At 71.7% G+C, this 26,272-nt stretch carries 21 protein-coding genes; 12 read left to right on the top strand and 9 right to left on the bottom strand.

Annotated elements, in window-relative coordinates; genetic code table 11:
- Positions 1-88: 88 nt before the first annotated feature.
- Positions 89-970, top strand: a complete 882-nt coding sequence (mca, locus tag Sspor_RS17560) for a mycothiol conjugate amidase Mca (RefSeq protein WP_202199996.1) — start codon at positions 89-91, stop codon at positions 968-970.
- 2 nt (positions 971-972) lie between these two features.
- Positions 973-1,206: a hypothetical protein gene (locus tag Sspor_RS17555; RefSeq protein WP_202199995.1), complete on the top strand. Its 234-nt coding sequence runs from the start codon at positions 973-975 to the stop codon at positions 1,204-1,206.
- A gap of 93 nt (positions 1,207-1,299) precedes the next feature.
- Here the strand turns inward: Sspor_RS17555 and Sspor_RS17550 are convergent, their stop codons facing one another.
- Positions 1,300-4,587: a tetratricopeptide repeat protein gene (locus Sspor_RS17550; protein WP_202199994.1), complete on the bottom strand. Its 3,288-nt coding sequence runs from the start codon at positions 4,585-4,587 to the stop codon at positions 1,300-1,302.
- A 122-nt stretch (positions 4,588-4,709) separates the two neighbouring features.
- On the opposite strand from Sspor_RS17550, the gene Sspor_RS17545 reads away from it, so the two are divergent.
- The 6 genes from Sspor_RS17545 (at position 4,710) to Sspor_RS17520 (ending at position 14,677) form a co-directional block, all read left to right on the top strand.
- On the top strand, positions 4,710-5,501 hold the full coding sequence (locus Sspor_RS17545) for a DUF4344 domain-containing metallopeptidase (protein WP_202199993.1): 792 nt from the start codon (positions 4,710-4,712) through the stop codon (positions 5,499-5,501).
- Between the two features lie 114 nt (positions 5,502-5,615).
- Positions 5,616-7,670: a thioredoxin domain-containing protein gene (locus Sspor_RS17540; RefSeq protein ID WP_202199992.1), complete on the top strand. Its 2,055-nt coding sequence runs from the start codon at positions 5,616-5,618 to the stop codon at positions 7,668-7,670.
- Between the two features lie 241 nt (positions 7,671-7,911).
- Positions 7,912-9,342: a glycosyltransferase gene (locus tag Sspor_RS17535; RefSeq protein ID WP_237403907.1), complete on the top strand. Its 1,431-nt coding sequence runs from the start codon at positions 7,912-7,914 to the stop codon at positions 9,340-9,342.
- Positions 9,339-11,069 (top strand): ArnT family glycosyltransferase, encoded by a 1,731-nt coding sequence (locus tag Sspor_RS17530; protein ID WP_202199991.1) that lies wholly within the window; start codon positions 9,339-9,341, stop codon positions 11,067-11,069. Before Sspor_RS17535 ends, Sspor_RS17530 begins: the two co-directional genes overlap by 4 nt.
- A 6-nt stretch (positions 11,070-11,075) precedes the next feature.
- A complete protein-coding gene (locus Sspor_RS17525; protein ID WP_202199990.1) occupies positions 11,076-12,239 on the top strand; it encodes a glycosyltransferase in 1,164 nt (387 codons plus the stop codon).
- 23 nt (positions 12,240-12,262) lie between these two features.
- Positions 12,263-14,677 carry a galactose oxidase family protein gene (locus Sspor_RS17520; RefSeq protein ID WP_237403906.1) on the top strand — a complete coding sequence of 805 codons (2,415 nt, stop codon included), beginning with the start codon at positions 12,263-12,265 and terminating at the stop codon, positions 14,675-14,677.
- A 91-nt stretch (positions 14,678-14,768) separates the two neighbouring features.
- Here Sspor_RS17520 and trhA read toward each other — a convergent pair whose 3' ends face one another.
- Complete coding sequence (gene trhA, locus Sspor_RS17515) at positions 14,769-15,482, bottom strand: PAQR family membrane homeostasis protein TrhA (RefSeq protein ID WP_202199989.1); 714 nt, start codon at positions 15,480-15,482, stop codon at positions 14,769-14,771.
- A gap of 220 nt (positions 15,483-15,702) precedes the next feature.
- Between trhA and Sspor_RS17510 the strand changes: the two genes are divergently transcribed.
- Positions 15,703-17,532 carry a phosphoenolpyruvate carboxykinase (GTP) gene (locus tag Sspor_RS17510; protein ID WP_202199988.1) on the top strand — a complete coding sequence of 610 codons (1,830 nt, stop codon included), beginning with the start codon at positions 15,703-15,705 and terminating at the stop codon, positions 17,530-17,532.
- Positions 17,533-17,642: 110 nt separating this feature from the next.
- Here Sspor_RS17510 and Sspor_RS17505 read toward each other — a convergent pair whose 3' ends face one another.
- Genes Sspor_RS17505 through Sspor_RS17490 form a run of 4 tightly spaced genes read right to left on the bottom strand, consistent with a single transcriptional unit; the run spans position 17,643 to position 22,138 of the window.
- A complete protein-coding gene (locus Sspor_RS17505) occupies positions 17,643-18,257 on the bottom strand; it encodes a hypothetical protein (protein WP_202199987.1) in 615 nt (204 codons plus the stop codon).
- Complete coding sequence (locus tag Sspor_RS17500) at positions 18,244-19,863, bottom strand: substrate-binding and vWA domain-containing protein (protein WP_202199986.1); 1,620 nt, start codon at positions 19,861-19,863, stop codon at positions 18,244-18,246. Before Sspor_RS17500 ends, Sspor_RS17505 begins: the two co-directional genes overlap by 14 nt.
- Complete coding sequence (locus Sspor_RS17495) at positions 19,860-21,047, bottom strand: toxic anion resistance protein (protein WP_202199985.1); 1,188 nt, start codon at positions 21,045-21,047, stop codon at positions 19,860-19,862. Before Sspor_RS17495 ends, Sspor_RS17500 begins: the two co-directional genes overlap by 4 nt.
- Positions 21,044-22,138, bottom strand: a complete 1,095-nt coding sequence (locus Sspor_RS17490) for a substrate-binding domain-containing protein (protein ID WP_237403905.1) — start codon at positions 22,136-22,138, stop codon at positions 21,044-21,046. The genes Sspor_RS17495 and Sspor_RS17490 overlap by 4 nt, the downstream gene beginning before the upstream one ends.
- A gap of 137 nt (positions 22,139-22,275) precedes the next feature.
- Here Sspor_RS17490 and Sspor_RS17485 point away from each other — a divergent pair, with 137 nt between their 5' ends.
- Complete coding sequence (locus Sspor_RS17485; protein ID WP_202199983.1) at positions 22,276-22,704, top strand: hypothetical protein; 429 nt, start codon at positions 22,276-22,278, stop codon at positions 22,702-22,704.
- Between the two features lie 66 nt (positions 22,705-22,770).
- Here Sspor_RS17485 and Sspor_RS17480 read toward each other — a convergent pair whose 3' ends face one another.
- The 3 genes from Sspor_RS17480 to Sspor_RS17470 all read right to left on the bottom strand — a co-directional run bounded on the left by Sspor_RS17480 (position 22,771) and on the right by Sspor_RS17470 (position 25,377).
- Complete coding sequence (locus tag Sspor_RS17480) at positions 22,771-23,427, bottom strand: RDD family protein (protein WP_202199982.1); 657 nt, start codon at positions 23,425-23,427, stop codon at positions 22,771-22,773.
- A 210-nt stretch (positions 23,428-23,637) separates the two neighbouring features.
- Entirely contained in the window at positions 23,638-24,036 is a 399-nt protein-coding gene (locus Sspor_RS17475) for an SCO4983 family protein (RefSeq protein ID WP_202203707.1), read from the bottom strand.
- A gap of 129 nt (positions 24,037-24,165) precedes the next feature.
- Complete coding sequence (locus Sspor_RS17470; RefSeq protein ID WP_202199981.1) at positions 24,166-25,377, bottom strand: pyridoxal phosphate-dependent aminotransferase; 1,212 nt, start codon at positions 25,375-25,377, stop codon at positions 24,166-24,168.
- A 327-nt stretch (positions 25,378-25,704) separates the two neighbouring features.
- Here Sspor_RS17470 and Sspor_RS17465 point away from each other — a divergent pair, with 327 nt between their 5' ends.
- Both Sspor_RS17465 and Sspor_RS17460 read left to right on the top strand, forming a co-directional pair.
- Positions 25,705-25,854 (top strand): hypothetical protein, encoded by a 150-nt coding sequence (locus Sspor_RS17465; RefSeq protein WP_202199980.1) that lies wholly within the window; start codon positions 25,705-25,707, stop codon positions 25,852-25,854.
- A gap of 13 nt (positions 25,855-25,867) precedes the next feature.
- Positions 25,868-26,101 (top strand): hypothetical protein, encoded by a 234-nt coding sequence (locus Sspor_RS17460; protein ID WP_202199979.1) that lies wholly within the window; start codon positions 25,868-25,870, stop codon positions 26,099-26,101.
- Positions 26,102-26,272: the final 171 nt, after the last annotated feature.

Here is a 26,272-nt window from a genome sequence, read left to right as displayed (position 1 = left end):
GACGGCTTGGTCACCCCTGGAATTTTCCGCCCCCCAGTTCGGTCACTATAGGAGCTGAGTGTCGCGCCGAATCGCAGAGGATCCTGTTTTGACCGAGCAGCTTCGACTGATGGCCGTCCACGCCCACCCCGACGACGAGTCGAGCAAGGGCGCGGCCACCATGGCCAAGTACGTGTCCGAGGGGGTCCCCGTGCTGGTGGTCACCTGCACCGGTGGCGAGCGCGGCTCGATCCTGAACCCCAAGCTCCAGGGCGACAAGTACATCGAGGAGAACATCCACGAGGTCCGCGCCAAGGAGATGGACGAGGCCCGCGACATCCTCGGCATCCAGCAGGAATGGCTCGGCTACGTGGACTCCGGCCTCCCCGAGGGCGACCCGCTGCCCCCGCTGCCCGAGGGCTGCTTCGCGCTCGCGGACGTCCACGAGGCCGCCGGCGAGCTGGTGAAGAAGATCCGCGCCTTCAAGCCGCAGGTCATCACCACCTACGACGAGAACGGGGGCTACCCGCACCCCGACCACATCATGACCCACACGATCTCCATGCTGGCCTTCGAGAGCGCGGCCGACACCGAGAAGTACCCGGAGAGCGAGTACGGCCCGGCCTACCAGCCGCAGAAGCTCTACTACAACCAGGGCTTCAACAAGCCGCGCACCATCGCCCTCCACGAGGCGCTGCTCGCGCGCGGCCTGGAGTCCCCCTACGGGGAGTGGCTGGAACGGTGGAAGGAGTTCTCGCGCAAGGAGCGGACCCTGACCACCCACGTGCCCTGCGCCGACTTCTTCGAGATCCGTGACAAGGCGCTCATCGCGCACGCCACGCAGATCGACCCGGACGGCGGCTGGTTCCGCGTCCCGATGGACATCCAGAAGGAGGTCTGGCCCACCGAGGAGTACGAGCTGGCGAAGTCATTCGTCGACACCTCCCTCCCCGAGTCCGACCTCTTCGCGGGCATCCGGGAGAATGCGTAGCTATGAGCGCTACGCAGGCAGCACTGACCCAGCTCCTTCCGCTGGCGGGTGACACCTTCGACAAGAACAAGGTGACGCCCGGAATCCTGGGCTTCATCGTGTTCGCGGCCCTCGCCATCGGCGTGTGGGCCCTGATGAAGTCCATGAACCGGCACATGGGCCGCGTGAACTTCGAGGAGGCCCCGGAGCCGGCCGCCCCGGCGGCCCCCGGCGCGGACGGCACCCGGGCCCCGTAGGGCCCTCCCACGCGAACGCCGCCGTCCCCGGCCGGGGCGGCGGCTCCCGCACGCGCCCGCCCGCCCCGGGGCCACGCCGGCCCCGCGGCCGGGTCAGGGGCGGGGCACTCCCATGATTTCGCGGGAGTGCAGGTTCGGGATCAGGCCGAGGCGCCACGCCTGCCAGCCCTCCGCCGGGTCCACCCCCCGGCCCAGGATCACCCCGTAGGTCTCCAGGCAGTCCTCCAGCCGGCCGTCCCGCGCCGGATGCGGCGCCTGCGCCAGCCGCCCCAGCTCCGCCCGGGCCTCCTCCGGCGCCGCGGGCACCGCGTACGGCAGCATCGTGCACCGCAGGAAGCGCGCCCAGTCCTCCCCGCGCCGGTCCCCGTACGAGATGAACAGCCGCACCGCCTCCTCGCACAGCCCCAGCGCCTGCGACAGCCGGCCGTTGCCCGCGTCGATCAGCGCCAGCTCCAGGCACGTCCACGCCTCGCCGTGCGCCAGCCCGATCCGCCGGAAGTCCGCCCGCGCGTCCACCAGCAGCTGACGGGCGAAGCCGGAGTTGCGCAGGTTCCCCGTCTGCGCCGCCCGCTGGTCCCGCGTCACCCGGCCCGAGTGGTGGCGGGCGTACGCCAGCCCGTACACGTCCCGCATCCGCGAGAACATCGTCCGCGCCCGCTCCAGCTCCCGTACCGCCTCGTCGCGCTCGCCACCCACCTCCAGCGCCTGCCCGAGGTAGTACTGCGTCCACGCCTCGCCGCGCGCGTCCTCCGCCTCCCGGTGCCGGGCCAGCGCCTCCCGCAGCCCCTCCACCGCCGGTCCCGGATCCCCGTCCACCACCCGGGCCCGGCCCAGCTGCGTCAGTGCCCAGGCCTCACCGCGGTCGTCGCGGGTACGCCCGTACAGGTCCAGCGCCAGCCGCAGCTCCACCTCCGCCCGCTCCACGTCCCCGAACCGCAGCTGCACCTGACCCAGCTGGAAATGCGCCCAGGCCTCCCCGTGCACGCTCTCGCTCTCCCGGTGCAGCGCCAGCGAGGTCTCCAGCAGCCGCGCCGCCTCCGCCAGGTGCGCCCGGTCCCGTTCCACCGCCGCCAGCGCGTGCAGCCCCCACGCCCGGTCGCCCGCCAGCTCCGCCGGCTCCTGCAGCACCAGCGCTTCCCGGATGCGCACCGCCGCCTCCGGGAGATTGCCCTGGTGGTGCAGGGTGATGCCGAGCGACACCAGGGCCATCGCCGCCGCGGCCTCCTGATCGGCCTCCATGTACTGGTCCACCACCGAAGCCAGCGTCGTCCGGGCCTTGTCCAGTTCGCCCAGCTGGCGCGCCGCGATACCCGTACGCCACTGCACGGACCGCACCAGCCGCCCCTGCTGCCCCTTCACCCCGTTCTGCCCCGCCGCCACCACCTGCGTCAGCTCATCGATCTCACCCAGCCGGTACAGGTCCCCGCGCAGCAGACAGAAGTCGCACAGCGCACCGAGCAGATCCAGCACCGCCTGCTGATCCACCCCCTCCGAATGCCGCAGTGCCGCCGTGATGAAGCTCGACTCGTCGTCCAGCCAGCGCAGCGCCGCATCCAGCGAGGTGAAACCGTGCCCCCCGACAGGACCCTTGAGGAACGTGTTCGCCCGCGTCGACATCTTCCCGTCGACCATCCGGATCACCGAGTCCGCGAGCCGCGCGTAGTCGCGGATCAGCCGCTCGTGCGCCGCCGCGGCCTGCGCCCGGTCCTCGTCCGCCGCCGACCGCGCCGCCGCGTACGAACGCACCGCGTCGTGCATCCGGAACCGCTGGCCGCGCACCCGCTCGATCAGCCCGGCCTCCCACAGCTCCTCCAGCGTGCGCAGTGCCGCCGCCTCCGGTACGTCCGCCAGCGCGGCCGCCGCCGCACCACCCAGCGACGCCCGCCCCGCCAGCGGCAGCCGCCGCAGCAGCTGCCGGGCGGGCTCGGCCAGCCGCGCGTCCGCCGCCCGCAGCGCCGCCTCCACCGGGTGCGCCGCCTCCACCGGGTGCGCCGCCTCCACCGGGTGCGCCGCCTCCACCGGGGCCGCCGCCCCGCCGGCCGGGGCCCGCCCCTCGCCCGCCGAGGGAGCCATCAACCGCAGCGCGAGCGGGAGCCCGCCGCTCAGCTCCACCACCGCGGCCGCGTCCTCTTCCGCCAGATCCGGCCGCACCGCCCGCAGCAGCTCCGCCGTCTCCTCCCGCGCCAACCGCTCCACCGGCAGCTGGTGCACCCACGCCGCCAGATCCGCCGGGAGCTCCAACGGCTCCCGCGCCGTCACCAGGACCAGGCTCTCGGAACGCTCCGGAACCAGCATCCGCACCTGCGCCGCGTCCACCGCGTCGTCCAGCAGCACCGTCACCGGCAGCCCCTGCAGATGCTGGTGGTAGAGCTCGCCCAGGCGCCGTACCTGCTGCTCCGCCGACGCGCCCTCCCGGAACAGCAACTGCTCGCGGGGCGCGCCCAGCCGGTTCATCAGGTGCAGCAGCGCCTCCCGCGTCGCCAGCGGCGCCGCCCCGGACGCCTCGCCGGCCGAACCGCCCCGCAGGTCCACCAGGCACGCACCCCGGAACTGGTCCCGCAGAGCGTGCGCCGCCCGCAGCGCCAGCGCCGTACGGCCCACCCCCGGCTCGCCGTGCAGTACCACCACCACCGGCCGGGTCTCCGTACTCGCCCGCGCCGCCTGCACCCACTGCGCGATCCGTGTCAGCTCGGACCGCCGCCCCGCGAACACCTGCGCCGGAGCCGGGAGCTGTTCGAAGGAGTGCTCCAGCGCATTGCGCCGCCGCGCCTCCGCACTGCGGTCCGTCCCCCGCAGCCGCGGAGCGGTCCGTACCGCCGCCGCCGGCCGGGCGACGGGCCGGGCCGCCCGCGCCGCCGCGGCCACCGTGCGCTGCTGTTCCAGGAACGGCCGTATCCCGCGCACCTCCAGCGCCGACAGCCACTGCAGCCTCAACTGCTCCGGCCCGCCCGGCCGGCCCCGCTCACCGGCCCGCCGGTTCGCGGCCGGCAGGTGCAGCGCCGTCACCTTCACCACCGTCGCCACCGCCCCGGAGATCCCCACCACGGCCCCCGCGGTCAGCGCCGTACCGGCCGCGACCCCCAGCGACAGGTCCGCCCCCACGGCCGTGGCCGCCGCCACCGCCGTCACCAGCAGCGCCGTGGAGTGGTTGCCCTGCCGGAGGGCCTCGCCGAGCGACTGGTCCCCGGCCGCCGCCTCGTCCAGGGCCCGTACGTACGCCTCGTACTCCGGCGCCGCGCTCGCGGCGAGCGCGTCCAGCGCCTCCCGGCCCCGCTCCAGCAGCGTCGACCGGTCGATGCCCGTACCCGTTCCCCGCTGCGCCGCTTCGTCCACGGCCCGCTCCAACAGCCGCTCGGCCTCACCGCGATGGCTGTCACGCATCGGCATCCCCCTCAGAGAGCTCCGGCAACGAGCCCCAAGTGTCCTGCGGGACTCCGCCGAGCGCGAGGGAATCTGAGCTAGTTCAGAGGGAAGTGCGCACTCTCTCCTACAGTCGGGTCGAAATGAGTCAACTGGCATATCCGGAGGGCAACATGACGCTACGTCGCTCACGCACCGCTCTGGTGTCGGCCCTGTGCGCGACGGCGCTGCTCGCGGCCCTGGCCGCATGTGAACTCCCGCCGCCCGAGCGGGGATTCGTATCGCGTCACGAGCAACCCGCCGAAGCCGACCGCGAAAGCGCCGACTTCCTGAAACGGTCGCGGCTCGTCGAGCTCGTCACCGCCGACCTCAACGCCTACCTCGACGTCCCCCACCGCATCACGGTCGTCGCCCGCTCCTGCGCGGGCGAGGGCAGCGGCTACGACCCCAGGACCCGCCGGATCGAGCTCTGCTACGACGACCTGACGGAGGACCGGAACCTGTTCGAGGAGGCCGACGGGCGCCCGGCGGACGAACCCCTCGCCGAGGTCGTCCGCGAGACCCTCCACCACGAGGCCGGCCACGCCCTCATCGACGCCCTGGACCTCCCCGTCCGCGACCGGGGCCGCGCCGAGGAGGACGCCGCCGACCGCTTCGCCCAGCTGATGCTCCTGCGCGACCCGCGGGGCGACCACGCCCTGCTGACCGCCGCCCGCGCCTACGACCTCGCGGCGGCGGCCGACCCCGCCCCGGACCCCGGCGACGAGCACGCCCCGGACCCGGCCCGCGCGGAATCGCACCGCTGCGCGGTCTACGGCGCGGACCCCGCCCGCCACCCGGAGCTCGCGACACCACCCCGCGCGGACTGCCCCCGCACCTGGACCACCACCCGCGAAACCTGGACCGCCGCCCTCACCCCGCTCCTCGGAAAGTGAGCCGGGCCCCGTCCGTCCTCCCCTCGCGGGGAGCGCCGTGGCGAGGTCGGCGGACCGGCCGCCCGACGGCCCGGTAACGAGGCACGGGCCGGGCGGTGCGGCAGGATGGACCCCATGCCGAACCGCCTCGCGAACGAGACCTCTCCCTACCTCCTCCAGCACTCCGACAATCCCGTCGACTGGTGGCCGTGGTCGCCCGAGGCCTTTGCGGAGGCGCGCGAGCGCGGGGTGCCTGTGCACCTGAGCGTCGGCTATTCAAGCTGCCACTGGTGTCATGTCCTCGCCAGCGAAAGCTTCGAGGACGAGCTCACCGCCGCGTACATGAACGAGCACTTCGTCAACATCAAGGTGGACCGCGAGGAGCGCCCCGACGTCGACGCCGTCTACATGGAAGCCGTCCAGGCCGCCACCGGGCAGGGTGGGTGGCCCATGACCGTCTTCATGACCGCCGACGCCGAACCCTTCTACTTCGGGACTTACTTCCCGCCCGAGCCCCGCCAGGGGATGCCCTCCTTCATGCAGGTGCTCGAAGGGGTGCGGACCGCCTGGGTGGGACGGCCCGAGGAGGTCGCCGAGGTCGCGCAGCGGATCGTACGGGACCTGGCCGGGCGGGAGCTGGACTACGGGAAGGCCGGCGCCCCCGGCCCCGAGGGGCTCGCGCAGGCGCTGCTCGGGCTGACGCGGGAGTACGACGAGGCGCGCGGCGGATTCGGCGGGGCGCCGAAGTTCCCCCCGTCCATGGTGCTGGAGTTCCTGCTGCGCCACCACGCGCGCACCGGGTCCGAGGGTGCGCTGCAGATGGCCGCCGACACCTGCGAGGCCATGGCCCGGGGCGGGATCTACGACCAGCTCGGCGGTGGATTCGCGCGGTACTCCGTGGACCGCGAGTGGGTGGTGCCGCACTTCGAGAAGATGCTCTACGACAATGCGCTGCTGTGCCGGGTGTACGCGCACCTGTGGCGGGCCACCGGGTCCGGTCTCGCACGCCGGGTCGCGCTGGAGACCGCCGACTTCATGGTCCGGGAGCTGCGCACCGAGCAGGGCGGCTTCGCCTCCGCGCTCGACGCCGACAGCGCGGACCCGCTGACCGGCGAGCACGTGGAGGGGGCCTACTACGCCTGGACCCCCGCCCAGCTGCGCGAGGTGCTGGGGGAGGCCGACGGGGAACTGGCCGCCGCCTGCTTCGGGGTGACCGAGGAGGGGACCTTCGAGCACGGGACGTCCGTGCTGCAGCTGCCCCAGGACGGCCCCGCGATGGAGGCGGGCAGGCTCGCCGGCATCAAGGAGCGGCTGCTGGCCGCGCGGGGGCTGCGGCCCGCGCCCGGGCGGGACGACAAGATCGTCGCCGCGTGGAACGGGCTGGCGATCGCCGCGCTCGCCGAGTGCGGGGCGTACTTCGAGCGGCCCGACCTGGTGGAGCGCGCGACGGAGGCGGCCGATCTGCTGGTGCGCGTGCACATGGACGGCCGGGCGCGGCTGTCGCGCACCAGCAAGGACGGCCAGGTCGGCACCAACGACGGGGTGCTGGAGGACTACGGCGACGTGGCGGAGGGCTTCCTCGCGCTGGCGTCCGTGACCGGCGAGGGGGTCTGGCTGGAGTTCGCCGGGTTCCTCGCCGACCTGGTCCTGGACCGGTTCACCGCCGAGGACGGGTCGCTGTACGACACGGCGCACGACGCCGAGAAGCTCATCCGCAGGCCGCAGGATCCGACGGACACGGCCGCCCCGTCGGGGTGGACGGCCGCCGCCGGGGCGTTGCTCTCGTACGCGGCGCACACCGGATCGCAGGCGCACCGTACGGCGGCGGAGCGGGCGCTCGGGGTGGTGCACGCGCTCGGACCGCGGGTGCCGCGCTACATCGGGCACGGACTGTCGGTGGCCGAGGCGCTCCTCGACGGGCCGCGTGAGGTGGCGGTCGTCGGTCATCCGGAGGACCCGGCGCTGGAGCTGCTGCACCGGACCGCGTTGCTGGGGACGGCTCCTGGGGCGGTGGTGGCGGTCGGCCTTCCGACCGCGGCGGACGGCGGTGAAGGCGAGTTCCCCCTTCTTGCCGAGCGCACACTCGTACGCGACCTTCCTACGGCGTATGTGTGTCGACATTTCGTCTGCGCGCGGCCTACGACGGAACCGGTCGAGCTGGCGGAGCAGTTGGGTGCGGTTCGTCCCTGAAGGGGCCGGAGTGCCGTCAATTCCGGTTGCGCGTGCATGAGTTGAGAAACGTGCTCGTTATTGTCGGTGCAGCTGGGTGTCATGTTCACTGCCTAGTCTCATAGCTTCGGGTGTCACCGAGTCGGCGCACTGGGGGGTGCGCGCACGGGGGAAGCGGGGGCGGCGGGCCGGGGGGCCCGCCGTGAGCCCCCGGGGGGTTTGCTGATCGCCGCCGGGGGGCGGCGGGTCTGTGGGGGACCTTTTGTACACATCTGTGTTCATTTCTGTGATTTCCCTGGCGCTCTTCTGGATGGCCGCGTTCACGCTGTGGTGGCAGATGCACGCGTGGCGGACCCCCGAAGTGCTCGCCTCCACGCGTTTCGACCGCCCCGACGGGGAGGGCCGCCTCGCCTTCTCGCTGCTGCTGCCCGCCCGCCACGAGCAGGCGGTCCTGGAACACACCATCGACCGGCTGCTGGAGTCGAGCCACACCGACTACGAGATCATCGTGATCGTCGGACACGACGACCCCGGGACGGCCGCCGTCGCCGAACGGGCCGCCGCCCGCGCGCCGGCCCGCGTACGGGTCGTGGTCGACCACCACGAGACGAAGAACAAGCCGAAGGCCCTCAACACCGCCCTCCCGTCCTGCCGCGGTGACATCGTCGGGGTCTTCGACGCCGAGGACCAGGTCCACCCCGAGCTCCTCGCCCACGTCGACCACGCCTTCCGCTCCACCGGAGCCGACGTGGTCCAGGGCGGGGTCCAGCTGATCAACTTCCACTCCAGCTGGTACAGCCTGCGCAACTGCCTGGAGTACTTCTTCTGGTTCCGCTCCCGGCTGCACCTGCACGCTGAGAAGGGCTTCATCCCGCTCGGCGGCAACACCGTCTTCGTGCGCACCGAGGTGCTGCGCGAGGCAGGCGGCTGGGACCAGAACTGCCTCGCCGAGGACTGCGACCTCGGGGTGCGGCTGTCGTCGGTCGGCAAGAAGGTGGTCGTCGCCTACGACTCCGACATGGTCACCCGGGAGGAGACGCCCGGCTCACTGGTCAGCCTGCTCAAGCAGCGCACCCGCTGGAACCAGGGGTTCCTCCAGGTGTACCGGAAGAAGGACTGGCAGCAGCTGCCCGGGCGCGGCCAGCGCTGGCTGGCCCGCTACACGCTGATGACGCCCTTCATGCAGGCGGCGTCGGGCGTGATCATCCCGCTCAACTTCGCCGTCGCGGTCCTGCTCGACGTCCCGGTGGGCATCGCGATCATCACCTTCCTCCCCATGATCACGGCGATGGTGACCTTCGTGTTCGAGATCGTCGGGCTGCACGACTTCGGCCGCCAGTACGGGCTTCGGGTCCGTTTCGTGCACTACGTCAAGCTCGTCGTCGGGGGCCCGTTCTACCAGGTGATGCTCGCCGGGGCCGCGATCCGCGCGGTCTGGCGCGAGCAGCGCGGCCGCAACGAGTGGGAACTGACCAGCCACACCGGCGCGCACCTCGCGGCGGCGGCCGCGGTGGAGGGCGCCGCCACCGTGCCCGCCCAGCGCGGCAGGAACACCGGGAGCGGTGGGGGCACCACGTCCACTCCCGCCGTGTCCGGCTCGGCCACATCCGGCTCCGCCGTGTCCGCCTCGGCCACGTCCGGCTCCGGCACGTCCACCGTGTCCGTCGCGATCCGAGAGGACGGCACCCGGTGACCGCCACCCTGCCCACGGCCACTGATCCCCGGTCCGGCGCGACCTCCACGGTCCCGGCCGAGGCCGGCGCGACCGCCCCGTCCGCAGCCCGCCCGGCACCGCACGGCGCCCCCGCCCGGCCGCTCGTACGCTTCCGTTCCTCGCGCCCCGACCTGCTGCTGTGCGGCGCCCTGCTGCTCGTGATCGTGCTGGTCCAGGGCTGGAACATCACGAACTTCCCGACCCTGAGCGACGACGAGGGCACCTACCTCGCCCAGGCGTGGGCCGTCCAGCAGGGCGACGGCCTCGCCCACTACACGTACTGGTACGACCATCCGCCGCTCGGCTGGATCCAGGTCGCGGCCCTGACCTACCTGCCGTCCCTCTTCGTGCCCGACTGGATGACCGTCGCGCCGATGCGGTTCTCGATGCTCGCCGTCTCCGCCGCCTCCTCGGTGCTGCTGTACGTCCTGGCGCGCCGGCTGTGGCTGCCGCGCTGGGCGGCCGGGCTCGCGATGGCCCTCTTCGGGCTGTCGCCGCTCTCCGTGGTCCTCCAGCGGGAGATCTTCCTCGACAACCTCGCCGTGATGTGGATGCTGCTGGCCTTCTGCCTGGCCGCGTCCCCGAACCGCCACCTGTGGCACCACTTCGCGTCCGGGCTGGCGGCCGCCACCGCCGTCCTGACCAAGGAGACGATGCTGGTGGTGCTCCCGGCGCTGCTGGTGACGATGTGGCGCCACAGCCACCGCGACACCCGGAAGTTCGCTGTCACCGGAGCGATCACCGCCTGCGTGCTGATCGGGCTCTCGTACCCGCTGTACGCCCTGCTCAACGGCGAGTTGCTGCCCGGCTCCGGACACGTGTCACTCATCGACGGCATCACTTACCAGATGGGCCGGGAGGGTTCCGGCTTCATCCTCACTCCCGGCTCCGGTTCGAACGGCGTGTTCCGGTCCTGGCTCTACTACGACACCGTCCTGCCGCTCGGCGGCCTGGCCGGCGCCGTCCTGCTGCTGGCCACCGTCCGCCGGTCGGTCACCGCCCGCGCGCTGGCCGGCCCCGCGCTCGCCGCCGTGATCCTCGCGGCCGTCGCGATGCGGCCCTCCGGCTACCTGCCGGCGATGTACGTGATCCAGGCGCTGCCGTTCCTCGCGCTCGTCCTCGCCGGGGGCGCGGCGAGCATCACGCACGCGGTGCTGAGCCGCCGCCGCGCGCCCGGCGAGCCCCGGCCGCGGGTGTGGGCGCGCCGGGCGCTGATTGCCGTACTCGCGGTGTCGGCCGCGGTGTACGTGCTGCCGCGCTGGTACGACGGCAACCGCACCGCGCTCACGGTGGACGCGAACGCCCCGTACCGGCAGGCCGCCGCCTGGCTCGGCAGCGAGGTCGCCGATCCGGCGAACACCCGGGTGCTGCTGGACGACGCGCTCTGGCTGGACGCGGTGCACCAGGGCTTCGAGCCGGGCCTCGGAGCGATCTGGTTCTACAAGGCGGACCTCGACCCGGCGGTCACCAGGACCCTGCCGCGGGGCTGGCAGGACATCGACTACGTGGTCTCCTCGCCCACCGTGCGCCGTGACGCGGTGAACCTGCCCAACGTGAAGGCGGCACTGGAGCATTCGGCGGTGGTGGCGGTCTTCGGGTCGGGCGAGGACCGCATCGAGATCCGGCGCACCGACCGCACCGACCGCACCGACCGCACCGACCGCACCGACCGCGCCGGCGGTGCCGGCCGTACGAGTGGGAGCTGAGCCGCCATGAGCGAGGACCTGAGGTCCCTCGATGCCCCGGCCGATGCGGAGCTCACTGCTCCGCAGGTCTTGACCGGCAGCGTCACCCTCGTCATCCCGACGTTCAACGAGGCCGGGAACATCGCCGAGTTGCTGCGCCGGCTCGCCGCCGCGCTCCCCGACCACCTGCCCTGCGAGGTGCTGTTCGTGGACGACTCCACGGACGACACCCCCGCCGTCATCGAGAAGGCCGCCGCCGACCACCCCTTCCCGGTGTCGGTCCTGCACCGGGAGACGGCCGACGGCGGGCTCGGCGGCGCGGTCGTCGAAGGGGTCAAGCGCGCGGACACCGACTGGATCGTCGTCATGGACGCCGACCTGCAGCACCCGCCCCACCTGGTCCCCGAACTCGTCGGCGAGGGCCTGCGCACCGGCGCCGACCTCGTCGTCGCCTCCCGCTACATCAGCGGCGGCAGCCGGGCCGGGCTCGCCGGGAGCTACCGCATCGCCGTCTCCCGCGCCGCGACCTGGCTGACCAAGGGGCTCTTCCCGCGCGCGCTGCGCGGGATCAGCGACCCGATGAGCGGCTTCTTCGCGATGCGGCGCTCCGTCGTCACCGCCGAAGCCCTGAAGCCCCTGGGCTACAAGATCCTGCTGGAGCTGGTGGTGCGCTGCCGCCCCGGCACGGTGGCCGAGGTGCCGTTCGTCTTCCAGGACCGCTACGCGGGGGAGTCGAAGTCCACCGCCCGCGAGGGCATGCGCTTCCTCGCCCATCTCGCCTCGCTGCGCTCGGCCGCCCCGCTGGCCCGCATGATCGGCTTCGGGCTGATCGGGCTCTCCGGCTTCGTCCCGAACCTGGCCGCGCTCTGGCTGCTCACCCACGCCGGAATGCACTACCTGCCGGCCGAGATCGTCGCCAACCAGGCGGGGGTCCTGTGGAACTTCCTGCTCATCGAGACCCTGCTCTTCCGCGACCGGCGCCGCCACCGCCACTGGGCGGACCGGGTCGGGCGTTTCGCGCTGCTCGCCAACGCCGATCTGCTGCTGCGCATCCCGCTGATCGCCCTGTTCGTCGCGCGGTTCGGGATCGAGGTGCTTCCGGCCACCGCGCTGGCGCTGGTGACCACCTTCGTCCTGCGGTTCGCGGCCACCGAGGCCCTCGTCTATCTGCCGCGCCACACCAGGAGTTGAGCCGCACAGAAGGGAACCTTTCCATGCGTCTGACGATCCGGCGGAAGGCCGGGCGGCGGGCCGCCCTGCTCGCCGTCGGGGCGATGACCGCGAGCCTGCTGCTCACCGCACCGCAGCAGGCCACGGCCGGTCCGCCCAATCTGCTCTCCAATCCCGGTTTCGAGACCGCCGGAGCCCCCGGCTCCGACATGCCGTCCTGCTGGTCCAGGTCCGGCTGGGGAAACAACGACTTCACCTTCTCCACCGTCGCCGACGCCCACGGCGGCACCAAGGCGATGAAGGTCTCGCTCACCCGCCGCGTGGACGGCGACCGCAAGGCCCTGGTCACCGAGAACAGCACCTGCGCCCCGACCGTCACGCCGGGCAGGCAGTACGACCTGTCCGCCTGGTACAAGTCGACCACCCCGGACGTGTCGGTGACCGTGTTCCGCCGTGACACGACGGCCGGCTGGCAGTACTGGACCGACCTGCAGAATCCGCCCGTCAGCGCGGCCTGGGCGCGCACGGAGGTCCGTACGCCGCCCGTTCCGCCGGGCACCGACAAGATCGCGTGGGGTCTGTCGGTCTACGGGGTGGGCACGCTCACCACCGACGACTACGCGCTTCAGGAGGTGGCCGCCGTCCCGCCGCAGCCGTCGTGTTCGGGGACCGCGGAGGAGTGCGCCAAGGGCAGGTGGCAGGTGATCCCCGCGCAGAACCCGGTGCGTTCGATGCACGCGGTCGTGCTGAAGAACGGCAAGGTGCTGCTGATCGCGGGCTCGGGCAACGACATCGCCCAGTTCAACGCGGGTACCTTCACCTCCGCCGTCTACGACCCGGCGAACGGGTCCTTCAAGACGATCCCGACCCCGGTCGACATGTTCTGCGCGGGCCATGTGCAGCTGGCGGACGGCCGGGTGCTCGTGATGAGCGGCAACAAGGGCTATCCGTCCGCCGACGGGAAGATCGGCTACCAGGGCCTGAAGGACTCCTACACCTTCGACCCGGCGACCGAGAAGTACACCAGGACCAACGACATGAACGGCGGGCACTGGTACCCGTCGGCGACGATCCTCGGCAACGGTGACGTGATCTCCTTCGGCGGCCTGAAGGAGGACTCGACGGGCAATGTGACCGCGGAGAAGTTCTCGGCGGCGCAGAACAAGTGGCTGCCGATGAACGAGGTCAACCAGACCTGGTCGTACTGGGGCCTGTACCCGTCCATGATCCTGATGCAGGACGGCCGGCTCTTCTACTCGGGCAGCCACACCTTCGGCAACGGCACCCCGGGTACCGGTGCCTCGATCTACGACTACGACGCCAACACCGTCACCGACGTGCCGGGCCTGCGGAACAAGGACGAGCGGGACGAGTCGGCGAGCGTGCTGCTGCCCCCGGCCCAGGACCAGCGGGTGCTGACCATCGGCGGCGGCAACAACGAGCGCAATCCGGCGGCCAACCGGCTCACCGACATCATCGACCTCAAGCAGCCCAGCCCCGGATACACGGCAGGCCCGCCGATCCCGCAGGGGCTGGTCGACCAGGGGCAGGGCAAGCGGCCGCAGACCGGAGCCGAGGGCAAGATGTTCGTCTCGGCGGTGCTGCTGCCGGACGGGAAGGTGCTGGAGACGGGCGGCGGACTGCACGACCGGGCCGACCCGGTCTTCGAGGCCTCCTTCTTCGACCCGACGACCAACACCTACCAGGCGGGTCTCGCCACCGACCCGATCCCGCGGACGTACCACTCGGCGTCGTTCCTGATGCCGGACGGCCGTGTCATGTCGGTCGGCGACAACCCGGGCAACGGGACGTACAACCACAACGTGTCGATCTACACCCCGCCCTACCTCTTCAAGGGCGCCCGCCCGCAGATCACCTCGGTGATCGACACGCAGTGGGTGTACGGGGACACGCAGCGGATCACCGTCAACCGGCCGGTCGCCAAGGCGGAGCTGATCCGTCCGGCAGCGGTCACCCACTCCTCGGACCCGAACCAGCGGTTCGTGGACCTGCCCATGACCGTCGACGGGAACAACATCGACCTGAACGTCACCAGCAACCCCAACCTGGCACCGCCCGGCTGGTACATGCTCTTCGCGGTCGACGCGAACGGCATCCCGTCGATCGCCACCTGGGTGCACCTGGGCGGCCCGTCCGCGCTGGCGGCCACCCAGGAGCGGCCCTCCGCGCACGAGCACACCTTCGCCGACAAGCTGGGGCCCGCCAAGGCCAACCCGGCCGAGCGGGACTCCGTCCCGGTCGCGTCCGGCGTCGCCGGCTGCGACCGGCACTACGGCACGGTCAACGTGTGCGTGCCGACCCGCTTCCCGGCCGAGGTGAAGGCGACGGCGCAGGCCCGCTGCGAGTGGCTCGCCGCCCACAAGTACCCCCGGCGCCTCAAGGTCAACGGCAGCGATCCGCTGCGCCTGGACCCCGACCGCGACGGCTACGCCTGCTGAGGCCGGAGCCCGTGGCGGACCCGGACCCCGCCGCCCTTGAAGGGCGGCGGGGTCCGGGTCGGTCGCCGGGCCGGCGCCGGGTCGGGCCGGGTCAGTGCTGGTACGCGGCGAGCGAGATGCCGACGTAGTGGGCGACGAACGCCGCGAGGGTCAGCGAGTGGAAGACCTCGTGGAAGCCGAAGAAGCGGGGTGAGGGGTTGGGGCGCTTCATGCCGTAGATGACCCCTCCCACGCTGTAGAGGAGGCCGCCGACGATCACCAGGACCAGCACGGCGATCCCGCCGGTGCGCATGAAGTCGGGCAGGAAGAAGACCGCCGCCCAGCCCATGGCGATGTAGCAGGGGGTGTAGAGCCAGCGCGGGGCGCCGACCCAGAAGACCCGGAAGGCGATGCCGGCGGCGGCCGCGATCCACACCGCCCACAGCAGGGTCCGCCCGGTGGAGGGCGGCAGCAGCAGGACGGTCAGCGGGGTGTAGGTGCCCGCGATGATCAGGAAGATGTTGGCGTGGTCGAGCCGCCGCAGGATGGCCTCGCCGCGCGGTCCCCAGGTACCGCGGTGGTAGACCGCGCTGACGCCGAAGAGCAGGCAGGCCGTGAGGATGTACACCCCGCAGGCGACCCGCGCCCGGGTCGAGTCGGTGAAGGCCATCAGCACCAGGCCGGCGACGACCACGGCGGGGAACATCCCGAGGTGCAGCCAGCCGCGCAGCAGCGGCTTCTCCTCCAGGGCGGTCTCGGCAGCCTCCAGGGCCTCGACTACCGGTGTGGCCTCGGCGGCCGGGACGGCGGCGGGGTCAGAAGTCATGAGCGCCATGCTACCTACGGGTCCGTAGGTTTCCGTCAGTCGTCTTTACGGAAGATTGACGGACGTGGCAATGCTCACGTGAGAGGCCCTCTGGACATATGCGCACATCCACCGGATGATCAGATGAGTGCGGTCGGCACCGGATGAGCGGAGCGCGAAGCGTCCGGGTCGCAGCCCCCACGGGGCAAACACCAAACACACCCCTCAACAAGGAGCAATCGTGGCGCGCGACAACGCGGCTCCCACTTCCATCCCGACGAACCACCAGGAGCTGATCTCCTGGGTGGACGAGATCGCAGCCCTCACCCAGCCGGACCGCGTCGTCTGGTGCGACGGCTCCGAGGCCGAGTACGAGCGCCTGTGCGAGGAGCTCGTCGCCAAGGGAACGTTCAAGAAGCTCGACGAGACGAAGCGCCCGAACTCGTACTACGCCGCCTCCGACCCGTCCGACGTCGCGCGCGTCGAGGACCGGACCTTCATCTGCTCCGAGAAGGAGGAGGACGCGGGCCCGACGAACCACTGGAAGGCTCCTTCCGAGATGAAGGAGATGTTCTCCGGCGAGAAGGGCATCTTCCGCGGCTCCATGAAGGGCCGGACGATGTACGTCGTCCCCTTCTGCATGGGCCCCCTCGGCTCCGAGCTCTCCGCGATCGGCGTCGAGATCACCGACTCCGCCTACGTCGCGGTCGCCATGCGCACCATGACCCGCATGGGCAAGGCCGTCCTCGACGAGCTCGGCACCGACGGGTTCTTCGTCAAGGCCGTCCACACCCTCGGCGCTCCGCTCGCCGAGGGCCAGGCCGACGTGCCGTGGCCCTGCAACACCACCAAGTACATCTCGCACTTCCCGGAGACCCGCGAGATCTGGTCCTACGGATCCGGCTACGGCGGCAACGCCCTCCTCGGCAAGAAGTGCTACGCCCTGCGCATCGCGTCCGTCATGGCCCGCGACGAGGGCTGGCTCGCCGAGCACATGCTGATCCTCAAGCTCACCCCGCCGGCCGGCGAGGGCGAGACCAAGTACGTCGCGGCCGCCTTCCCGTCCGCGTGCGGCAAGACCAACCTGGCCATGCTGGAGCCCACGATCTCCGGCTGGACCGTCGAGACCATCGGCGACGACATCGCCTGGATGCGCTTCGGCGAGGACGGTCGCCTCTACGCGATCAACCCCGAGGCCGGCTTCTTCGGCGTCGCCCCCGGCACCGGCGAGCACACCAACGCCAACGCCATGAAGACCATGTACGCGAACACCGTCTTCACCAACGTCGCGCTCACTGACGACGGCGACGTGTGGTGGGAGGGCATGACCGAAGAGGCGCCCGCGCACCTCATCGACTGGAAGGGCAACGACTGGACTCCGGCCTCGGAGACCCCGGCCGCCCACCCCAACGCCCGCTTCGCCGTCCCGGCCTCCCAGTGCCCGACGATCGCCCCCGAGTGGGAGGACCCCAAGGGCGTCCCGATCTCCGCGATCCTCTTCGGCGGCCGCCGCGCCTCCGCCGTGCCGCTGGTCACCGAGTCCTTCGACTGGAACCACGGCGTCTTCATCGGCTCGAACATCGCCTCCGAGAAGACCGCCGCCGCCGAGGGCAAGGTCGGCGAACTGCGCCGCGACCCCTTCGCCATGCTGCCGTTCTGCGGCTACAACATGGGCGACTACATGGGCCACTGGGTGAAGGTCGGCGCCGACAAGGACCAGACCAAGCTCCCGAAGATCTACTACGTCAACTGGTTCCGCAAGAACGACGCGGGCAAGTTCGTGTGGCCCGGCTTCGGTGAGAACAGCCGCGTCCTGAAGTGGATCGTCGGCCGCCTCGACGGCACCGCCGAAGGCGTCGAGACCCCCATCGGCGTCCTGCCGACCAAGGAGTCCCTCGACCTCGACGGCCTCGACCTCCCGGCCGAGGACCTCGACTTCCTCCTCACCGTCGACAAGGAGGTGTGGCGCGAGGAGGCCGCCCTGGTCCCCGAGCACCTCAACACCTACGGCGACCACACTCCCAAGGAGCTGTGGGACCAGTACCACGCCCTCGTGGAGCGCCTGGGCTGAGCCAGGACACGCCCTGAAGAAGGGCCAATGAACGTGGGAGCCCCCGACCAAGCGGCGCCCACCGCTGTGGGAGCCCCCGACCAAGCGGCGCCCACCGCAGCACCGGCCTGTCAGGAAGAGCGTCCGCGCTCCTCCAGATAGGCCGTGTGCGTCTGCTGACGGCGGGCCTCTGCTTCGCGGAGGTCCGCCGTCACGCTTTCCGCCTCCTCGTACAACAGGTCCAGCTGACGCTCCAGATGGCGCTCCGGCGACTCCCCGCCCGGAGTGAGGCGGTTCCACCAGCGCGTCCGGTTGTACGTGTCCACGCACTCCGGAACGTCCCGCCGGACCGCCCGGGACAGCGCGTGCACCGCCTCCGGCTCGGTGGCCAGGACCTCCGCCACCCAAATCGGCTCCAGCAGCGCCCCGTACAGCTCCAGCAGCCCGGCCCACCGGCCCTCCGCCGCCGCAGGCAGCTCCACCTCGCCCAGGTACTCCCGCAGCCGCGCGAAGTCGGCCCGCAGCGCGCCGACCTCCTCGCTCGGGTCGAAGGGCGGCGGCGCCACCCGCTCCGGCGGGGCGATCAGCGCGCCCGCCCCGTACAGACCGGCGACCACCACCGGCCAGTACGCGCCGGCCGCCCCGGCGAGGGTGAGGCCCACCCCGGCCACACCGCAGGCGGAACCCGTCAGGTTCTTCCCCGACTCCAGGTAACCGAGCATCCGGCGGGACCTATTGGTAGCCACGGATCTCCTCGAAGGCTCCGGCCAGCGAACTGTTCCCGCCGGTGGCGTCGAAGAGCCGCCCGCCGGTCAGTTCGGTGATGTGGGTGAGCTCCTTGCGGTCCGAGTCGCCGAACAGCACCGCGAACACGGGCGTCTGCTTCTGCGCCGCCGGCAGGGCGGCGTAGAAGGAGTCGAAGTGCCCCGCCCCGACGCCCTCCGTGTTCTCGCCGTCCGTCATCAGCACGATCGAGGTGAACGCGTCCGCGCCCCCCTTGCCGAGATGCCGGTACGCCGCCTCCAGGCTGCCGTACACCGCCGTACCCCCGTCCGGCTCCAGCGACTTCACGTCCCCCCGGATCGCGTCCAGGGCCGGACCCGGATTGCCGGCCTCGACGACATGCGTCCGCACCTTCTTCACCTTCGACCCGAAGGGCAGCAGCGTCACCTCCTCACGGTCCCGGAACCGCTGCCCGGTGCCCGAACTCCCCGAGCCCGTCAGATCGGTGAGCGCCGACTTCAGCCGCCCGATCCGGTCCTCCTCGCTCATCGAACCCGAGGTGTCCAGCACGTACACCGTCCGCGAGGGCCGGCGCAGCTCGTTCTCGTAACTGGCCAGCAGCCCGTCGGCCACCGAACGCGAGCCCGGGAAGGGCAGCTCGCGGCGCTTCTCCGCGTCCAGCCCGGCGGCCGGCGCCACCCCGGCCGCGACCGGGCGGCGGAAGGTCTGCCCGGTGATCGCCTTCTGTGCCTCCGGGCCCCGCAGATACTCCGCCAGCGCCCGCCCCGAGTCACGTGCTCCGGCCGGGGCCGAGGTCAGCAGGGTCAGCGGATAGTGCGCGGTGACCACACCGTCGCGCGGCCGGATCACCGTCAGCGGGGCCCCGGCCCCCTGGGCGTCCCGGTTCATGGACAGCAGCACCGACTCGTAGTTCACCAGAGCGTCCACGTCCCCGCGCTTGGCGTAGGCGGTGGCGAGCCAGCCCGAGGAGCCCGAGGTCAGCTTCTGCCCGGCGAAGAACTCCTTCAGCCGCGGCGCGGCCGCCTTCACGTCCGCGTCGCTCAGCGCCGCCTGCGCGCCCGACAGCCCCGAGGCCACCGACACCAGCGCCGAGAAACCGGAGTTGGAGCGCACCGGATCCGTCATCCCGTACGTCAGCTTCCCGGCGGCCACGGCCTCGTGCACCGCCGGCCAGGTGACCTCCCCGGGCTTCCAGCCGAGCCGGGCCAGCGCCTCCGGCCGCACCCCGAGCGCGACCGGCGAGGACATCACCGGGGTCTCGCTGGAGAGCTTCCCGGCGGCCTCCGGCCGCAGCCGCAGGTAGTCGTTGGAAGAGAGCCAGATCGCGTCGTACTTGCCGTCCGCCGCGCCCGAGGCGACCTGCTCGGCCGCGTCCAGCGTCCCGGACCAGGTGAGCTTCACGGTGACCCCGGTGGCGGCCTTCGCGGCCTTCAGCACGGGCTCCATGTCGCTGAGCTCACTGGAGGCCAGCACCCGCAGGGTGCCCTCCTTGTAGGCCGTCTCCACCGGCCCGGCCGCACCCTCGGAGGTGCAGGCCGTCGCCGCCGTGAACACGGCGAGGACGAGCGCGAACGCGAAGCCCGTCCGGCCCCGCCCGGCCGCCCTCACAGCGCACCCCCGTCGAGCGCACCGGCGGTTCGGGTACGGGCCAGGTACGCCGAGGCGGTCTGCAGCTCCCCGGCCAGCGACTCCACCGTCGCCGCCATGTTCTCCGCCGCCTGCACCTTGAACGTGTCGATCGCGTCCAGCGTCCGGTAGATCTGGGCGAAGGCGGTACGCAGGGTCTCCGCACCCACCGCCGGATCGGCCGCGATCCGCTGGATCTCACCGCTCTGCGTGGACAGCATCTCCGCGTTGCCCCGGATCAGCTCCTCGGTGGTCCCCTTCAGGGCGTTGACCTGCTCGACCACCCTGCGCTGGCTGTCGAGGGCCGAGGCCAGCATCACGGCGATCCGCAGCGCGGACACGGTGGTGGTCGCGGCCCGGTCGACGCCCTTGATCAGCTCGTCGTTGTTGCGCCGCACCACGTCCATCGCCAGGTAGCCCTGCGCGCACACGGCCAGCTGCGTCAGCAGGTCCTGGTGCTTCTGCCGGACCGGGAAGAGCACGTCCGCCCGCATCGTGTCGGCCGCACCCGGATCGGTGTGCTCCGCCTCGGCGACCCGCTGCTCGACGGCGCCGTCCAGGGCCTCGGTCAGGACCGCGAACTCCTGGAGCCTGCCCATGGTCTCCCACAGGCGCGAGCGCTCCGTGTGCAGGGCCGCGTTGTCGCGGCGCAGTTCGTCCTGGCCGCTGCGCAGCGAGCCCACGATCCTGTTGAGCGTGGCCTGCGAGGAGGCGTACTTCGCCACGTGGTCGCGGAACCGGTTGCCGCCCGGCAGCTTCGCGAGCAGCCTGCGCGCCCCCTTGGCGGGCGAGTCCCGCGGGTCGAGGTCCTCGACCGTGCGCCGCAGTTCCACCAGCGAGCCGGCGACCCGGGCCTGGGCGTCGCCGCCGCCGTCCGGGCCCAGCGAGCGCACGGCCCGCTCCAGCATCCGGTTGGACTGCTGCGCGGCGCTGCGGATGTCGGCCGAGCCGAGGCCGGCTATCTCCCCGATGCGCTGCGCGAACTCCGGGGAGTGGGCGTCGATCGCGGCGAGCGAGCCGACGTACTCCCCGGCCCGGCGGGCCATCTCCTCGCGGACCCCGTCCTCCAGCGGGACCAGCCCGGCGGCCTGCTCCTTGCGTACCGGGGCGACGGGCTCCGGAGGGCTCAGCCGGAAGGACGTGTCCTCGGGCGGTGTCAGTGTCATGGCGTGTCCCCCTGGCCCTTGGCGCGCTGGGCCAGCGCCATCAGGATCTTGACGGTGGGTGTGCCGACCTGGCGGATGCCGGTCAGCCCCGTGTTGAGGTAGGCGGTGTGCGGTGCGGTCGCGGCGGCGAACTCGGCCACGCCCTCCTGCGGGCGGAACCCGCGGAGCACGGCCAGTTCGCGCAGCTTCGGATCGGTGGCGAGGAGGGTGCCCAGCTCCTTCGCCCGCTCGGTCAGCGGCACGAAGGTGTGGGCCGAGTTGACGGTGGTGTCCGGGTAGAGCACGACCATGTCGCCCGGATCCTGCCTCTGCAGCAGCATCGAGGCCACCTGGGACTCGTACACCAGGATCAGCGGTTCGCCGCTGCCGCTGATGAAGGCCCGGAAGGGGTCGTCGGTGCTGGGCTCCAGCGCGCCCTGGACGGAGATCAGCTTGCGCATCAGGGGCGCGGTGCGGGCGATGCCGGCGTCGTCGGCGACCACGGTGCCGCCGTTCGCGACATTGGACGTGGCGGCGAGGAAGAGGGCGCCCGAGTTGGAGGAGGCCGGGTCGGTGGTCTTGACGAACACCGTGCCGGTCAGCTCGGCATGGGCCGCTGAGCCGGGCAGTTGCTGCCAGGTGCGGTCCTCGCCGGCGGCCTTCAGGAAGGGACCCATGAGCAGGGTCCCCGAGCTCGTGCCGGTCATCCGGGCGAGGCCGTTGTCGGCCAGCACCCGGGCGGCGCCCGGGCGGGCGATGACGACGAGGGGCGAGAAGAACGGCTTGGTCTCCTGGGCTCCCTTGAGCCCGGCGGCGGCCGCGACCTCCTTGGCCGGTTCACTGCTGCTGGGGAAGGCGAAGTCGAACTCCTTGAGGGCGAGTTGGTCCATCGCCCAGGAGCCCGAGGTCTCCGTCTTCACGGTGTAGCCCTTGGCGGCAAGGGCCTTGACGACGTCAGGGTCGCGGAAGAATTCGGCCTTCTCCGAGCCGATGACGCCACGCACGGTCTTCGTTGCCGTGGTTTCTGGGTGATCCTGCCCCTGGAAGGCGACGACGTAGAGCACGCCGCCGATCAGGAGGAGGCCCAGGACGATTCCTAGGATGCGTCTCACGGGTGCAGCGTGCTCGCGGAAACCCACATTCCGCGCCAGGTCGAATGAACGTCAGGTGTCCAGGCGGTCCCACTTCGAAATGCTGTGTGGGCCCTCGGGTGCTGGTGGGCGGGGCGGCGGCCCGGGAGGATCAGGACATGGCTGTGAGCACGTTGAAATGGCAGGGCTGGCTGGTCGGCCTGGTGACGGTGGCCGGGCTGCTGGTGTTCGCCCCGCTGGGTCTGTACGTGTGGGCGAGCGGCGGCGATCCGCCGCAGGCGCCACCGCGGGCGGCGGTGGAGGACGTACGGGTCACCGGGTGCCGAATCGATCCGGCCAGCCGCCGGGTGGTGGCGGCGGTGGAGGCGACGGGGCGGCCCGAGGGCCCCGGCGCGTACGTCGTCACGGTGGAGTTCCGCGACCGCGCCGAAGCGGACCCGCGGAGGCGGGCCGCCCAGGCGCTGGTGAAGATCCCGGGCGTGGCACCGGGCGCGACCGAGTACGGCGAAGTGGTCGGCCCGGTGTGGCCGGTGGCGACGGTGCCCTGGTGCGGGGTCGCCGGCGCGGAGTTCGCGCGGACGACCTGACGGGTGCCTCGCGGGCGCCCCGCGTCAGCACGCAGGGATGCGCCACCGGTCCTCACCGTGCGGCGATCAGCCGGCCTTGTTCACCTTGACGACGACGGTGCCGCACACCTTGTCGGAGAAGGTCTGCTTCTTCTCGTCCCACAGCGGCCACAGGTAGCCGATGTAGCAGGGGATGCCGTCCAGGATGTGCGCCAGCTTGCGGACGAACGCCATGCCGAAGCCGATCGTGGCGCCGTCGACCTCGCGGTGCACGCTGGTGCCGACGATCTTCTTGCCGAACGACTGGCCGGTCGTGCCCTCCTTGTACAGCTGGAAGAAGGCCATGCCGATGGCGTACAGCATGCCGAGCAGGCTGAAGATGCCGGCGATCGTGTCGCCCGTCTCGTCCCCGGAGACCGCCGCGCCGATGCCCAGCACCGCGTACATCGGCCCCGCGATGATCAGCACGTCGAGCAGGTACGAGCCCACGCGCAGACCCCAGTGGGCCAGCGGCGGCATCCCGGAGCCCGGCATGCCCGGCGCGTGCAGCCCCGGCTGCGGGTACGCACCGTACGGCGGCGGAGGCGTCTGCTGCGGGTAGCCGTACTGCGGGGCGGCGCCCTGCGGCGGCTGCTGCGGGTAGCCGTACTGCGGGGGCACACCCTGCGGGGCCTGCTGCGGGTGGCCGGGCTGGCCCTGCGGGGGCTGCTGGCCGTAAGGGTTGTTCGGGTCGCCGAAGCTCATGGGCGGATCTCTCCAGAAATGCTCGAACGGGGACGAAGCGGAGTGGAGGAGATATGCCATGTGGAGCGGCCTCCCCCGTGCTGCCGCGATCTTTCAGCCCTCATCGTGTTCGGAGCACCGGAATCTGTCCAATTTCCGCCCCTGCCGCAGCCCTCGCGCAAGGAACGTGGCGCCCGGTCCGGAGCCTCCGCGGCCCCGGACCGGGGCCGTCTAGAGGGCGCCGGCCAGGTCCGAGGACTCCAGGGCGGCGGCGTGCGCGTCCATGCGCTGGGCGGCGAGGATCGCGACGGTGGTGTCGGCGCGGGACGCGGCGACGAGCAGCGAACGGGCGGCGAGGTCGTACGCCCGCTGGTGGAGCGCGGCGGACTCCTCGGCGGAGCGGTGCGGCGCACGGGCGGGCTGGGCCCCGCGCAGGCGTGCGACCTGGGCGGCGATCTCGGCGGCACCCTCGTCGAGCCCGAGCCCGAGCTCGTCGGTCACGGCGAGAAGCGCCGCGAGGTGTCCGGCGAGCTGGATGTCCAGCGCTTCACCGCGGCTGCTGTGCGGGTAGTCGGCCGGAGTGGCGCCCGTACGGTGGACGACCGGCTTCGTGCGGCTCGGCTCGTACATGAGGTAGGCCTCCTGCGTGGTCAGGAGACCCACCCTACATTGGATCGGTTCTAAGATTGTGCTGAATCCTGTTCTAGGGTACGGATCTCGCCAGCCGGACGCCGGCGAGACGCACCGTGCACCGCACCGCTACAGCTGGCTGTAGCCGTCCAGGAAGTTCCCGATCCGGGTCACCGCGTCGGCCAGGTCCTTGGCGTTCGGCAGGGTCACGATCCGGAAGTGGTCGGGCTCGGGCCAGTTGAAGCCCGTACCGTGCACCACCATGATCTTCTCGGCCCGCAGCAGGTCCAGGACCATCTGCCGGTCGTCCTTGATCTTGTAGACCGACGGGTCCAGCCGCGGGAAGGCGTACAGCGCGCCCTTCGGCTTCACGCAGGTGACGCCCGGGATCTGGGTGAGCAGGTCGTACGCGACGTTGCGCTGCTCCAGGATCCGCCCGCCCGGCAGGACCAGGTCCTCGATCGACTGCCGGCCGCCGAGCGCGGTGGCCACGGCGTGCTGCGAGGGCATGTTCGCGCACAGGCGCATGTTGGCCAGAATCGTGAGGCCCTCGATGTAGCAGGTGGCGTGCTTCTTGGGGCCGCAGACGGCCATCCAGCCGGCCCGGTAGCCGGCGACGCGGTAGTTCTTCGAGAGCCCGTTGAAGGTCAGCGTCAGCAGGTCGGGGGCGATGGCGGCGGTGTTGTGGTGCACGGCGCCGTCGTAGAGGATCCGGTCGTAGATCTCGTCCGAGCAGACGACCAGGTTGTGGCGGCGCGCGATGTCCGTCAGGCCGCGGAGCATCTCTTCGTCGTAGACGGCACCGGTCGGGTTGTTCGGGTTGATGATGACGATCGCCTTGGTGCGATCGGTGACCTTGCGCTCGATGTCGGCGAGGTCGGGCATCCAGTCGGCCTGCTCGTCGCAGCGGTAGTGCACGGCCGTGCCGCCGGCGAGGGACACGGAGGCGGTCCACAGCGGGTAGTCCGGCGCGGGGACCAGGACCTCGTCGCCGTCGTCGAGCAGCGCCTGCATCGACATCTGGATCAGCTCGGAGACGCCGTTGCCGAGGTAGATGTCCTCGACGTCCAGGTCGATGCCCTTGGTCTGGTAGTGCTGCATGACCGCGCGGCGCGCGGAGAGCAGCCCCTTCGCGTCACCGTAACCGTGGGCGGTACCCAGGTTGCGGAGCATGTCCTCAAGGATCTCCGGAGGGCAGTCGAAGCCGAAGGCCGCGGGGTTGCCCGTGTTGAGCTTGAGGATGCGATGACCTGCTGCTTCGAGCCGCATCGCCTCTTCGAGCACGGGGCCGCGGATCTCGTAACAGACATTGGCGAGTTTGGTTGACTGGATCACCTGCATGACGGGAGCTTACGGGCCCGGGTGCGGGCTTGACGTGTGTTTTCGAAGAGAAACCCGAGGGGTGGTTTGTCCCACTTCGGGCAATGGGTGGGTGGGGGAGTGATCCCCCCTTGGAATCCGGGGCCGCGCCACGTGTCCGACCTGCGGAATGTGTGCGGCGCGGGCCCGCGCGAGCGCATGGTGTTGCGCTCGTCACCCCAGGTGGCCGGAGAGATCGGGGCGGCCGCGTAGGCCGCACGAGTACCGGCATCAGCGCCCCGGGCGTGAGTACCCCGGCTGAGTACGCGCACTCATGCCGCCGCCGGTGCCGCGGTGCAGGCTGGGCGCATGAACCAGGGCGAGTGGAAGCCGGCGGACCACCGCCGGGGAACCGAACGGGCCGGCGCGGTCGTCGTCGCTGCGGCGGGCGCCGTCATGGCGGCGGGGGCGATCTGTATCGCTTTCCTCCTGCTCGCCTACGTGAACAGCAGCAACTGAGGAGCGCGGGGCAGTGGTTTTCGCAGTCGGTGACATGGAGATCGCCACGGTCGGTACGGATGGCGACGACCGGGCGATCGAGTTCCTGGTCAGGCCGGAAGGGGTCCTGGAGGAAGCGCGCTTCGCGATCTCCCGCGAGCACGGCCAGGGCTGGGAGACGGCCCGCCTCACCCTCGACCCCCACACGGACGGCGTCCCCCTGGCGGCGGTGGAATGGGCGGTGGAGTTCGCCCGCGAATACCTCTGAGGAAGGGACGGCAGCTCCGGCGCGCGGAGGCTGTGCGGCGGGGACCGCGGCCTGGGGCGGTGGCTGCGGTGTGCGGGGGCTGGGCGGTCGGGGTCGGGACGTAGGGCGGGGGCCGACAGGCGGGGTCCGGGGCGGCCGGGGTCGGGACCGGTGGCGGCGACTCCGGGCGGC

Origin of the sequence: Streptomyces spororaveus (assembly GCF_016755875.1) — a bacterium.
GTDB lineage: Bacteria > Actinomycetota > Actinomycetes > Streptomycetales > Streptomycetaceae > Streptomyces > Streptomyces spororaveus.
Note: the sequence above shows the minus strand (reverse complement) of the source record. Positions and strands in the feature narration are given on the sequence as shown.

Excerpts from the sequence above, each read along its gene's own strand:
- Sspor_RS17495 (WP_202199985.1), bottom strand. The coding sequence starts at position 21,047 with ATGACACTGACACCGCCCGAGGACACGTCCTTCCGGCTGAGCCCTCCG.
- Sspor_RS17465 (WP_202199980.1), top strand. The coding sequence starts at position 25,705 with ATGAACCAGGGCGAGTGGAAGCCGGCGGACCACCGCCGGGGAACCGAA.
- Sspor_RS17475 (WP_202203707.1), bottom strand. The coding sequence starts at position 24,036 with ATGTACGAGCCGAGCCGCACGAAGCCGGTCGTCCACCGTACGGGCGCC.
- Sspor_RS17480 (WP_202199982.1), bottom strand. The coding sequence starts at position 23,427 with ATGAGCTTCGGCGACCCGAACAACCCTTACGGCCAGCAGCCCCCGCAG.
- Sspor_RS17555 (WP_202199995.1), top strand. The coding sequence starts at position 973 with ATGAGCGCTACGCAGGCAGCACTGACCCAGCTCCTTCCGCTGGCGGGT.
- Sspor_RS17550 (WP_202199994.1), bottom strand. The coding sequence starts at position 4,587 with ATGCGTGACAGCCATCGCGGTGAGGCCGAGCGGCTGTTGGAGCGGGCC.
- Sspor_RS17470 (WP_202199981.1), bottom strand. The coding sequence starts at position 25,377 with ATGCAGGTGATCCAGTCAACCAAACTCGCCAATGTCTGTTACGAGATC.
- Sspor_RS17540 (WP_202199992.1), top strand. The coding sequence starts at position 5,616 with ATGCCGAACCGCCTCGCGAACGAGACCTCTCCCTACCTCCTCCAGCAC.
- Sspor_RS17545 (WP_202199993.1), top strand. The coding sequence starts at position 4,710 with ATGAGTCAACTGGCATATCCGGAGGGCAACATGACGCTACGTCGCTCA.
- trhA (WP_202199989.1), bottom strand. The coding sequence starts at position 15,482 with ATGACTTCTGACCCCGCCGCCGTCCCGGCCGCCGAGGCCACACCGGTA.
- Sspor_RS17520 (WP_237403906.1), top strand. The coding sequence starts at position 12,263 with ATGCGTCTGACGATCCGGCGGAAGGCCGGGCGGCGGGCCGCCCTGCTC.
- Sspor_RS17485 (WP_202199983.1), top strand. The coding sequence starts at position 22,276 with ATGGCTGTGAGCACGTTGAAATGGCAGGGCTGGCTGGTCGGCCTGGTG.
- Sspor_RS17525 (WP_202199990.1), top strand. The coding sequence starts at position 11,076 with ATGAGCGAGGACCTGAGGTCCCTCGATGCCCCGGCCGATGCGGAGCTC.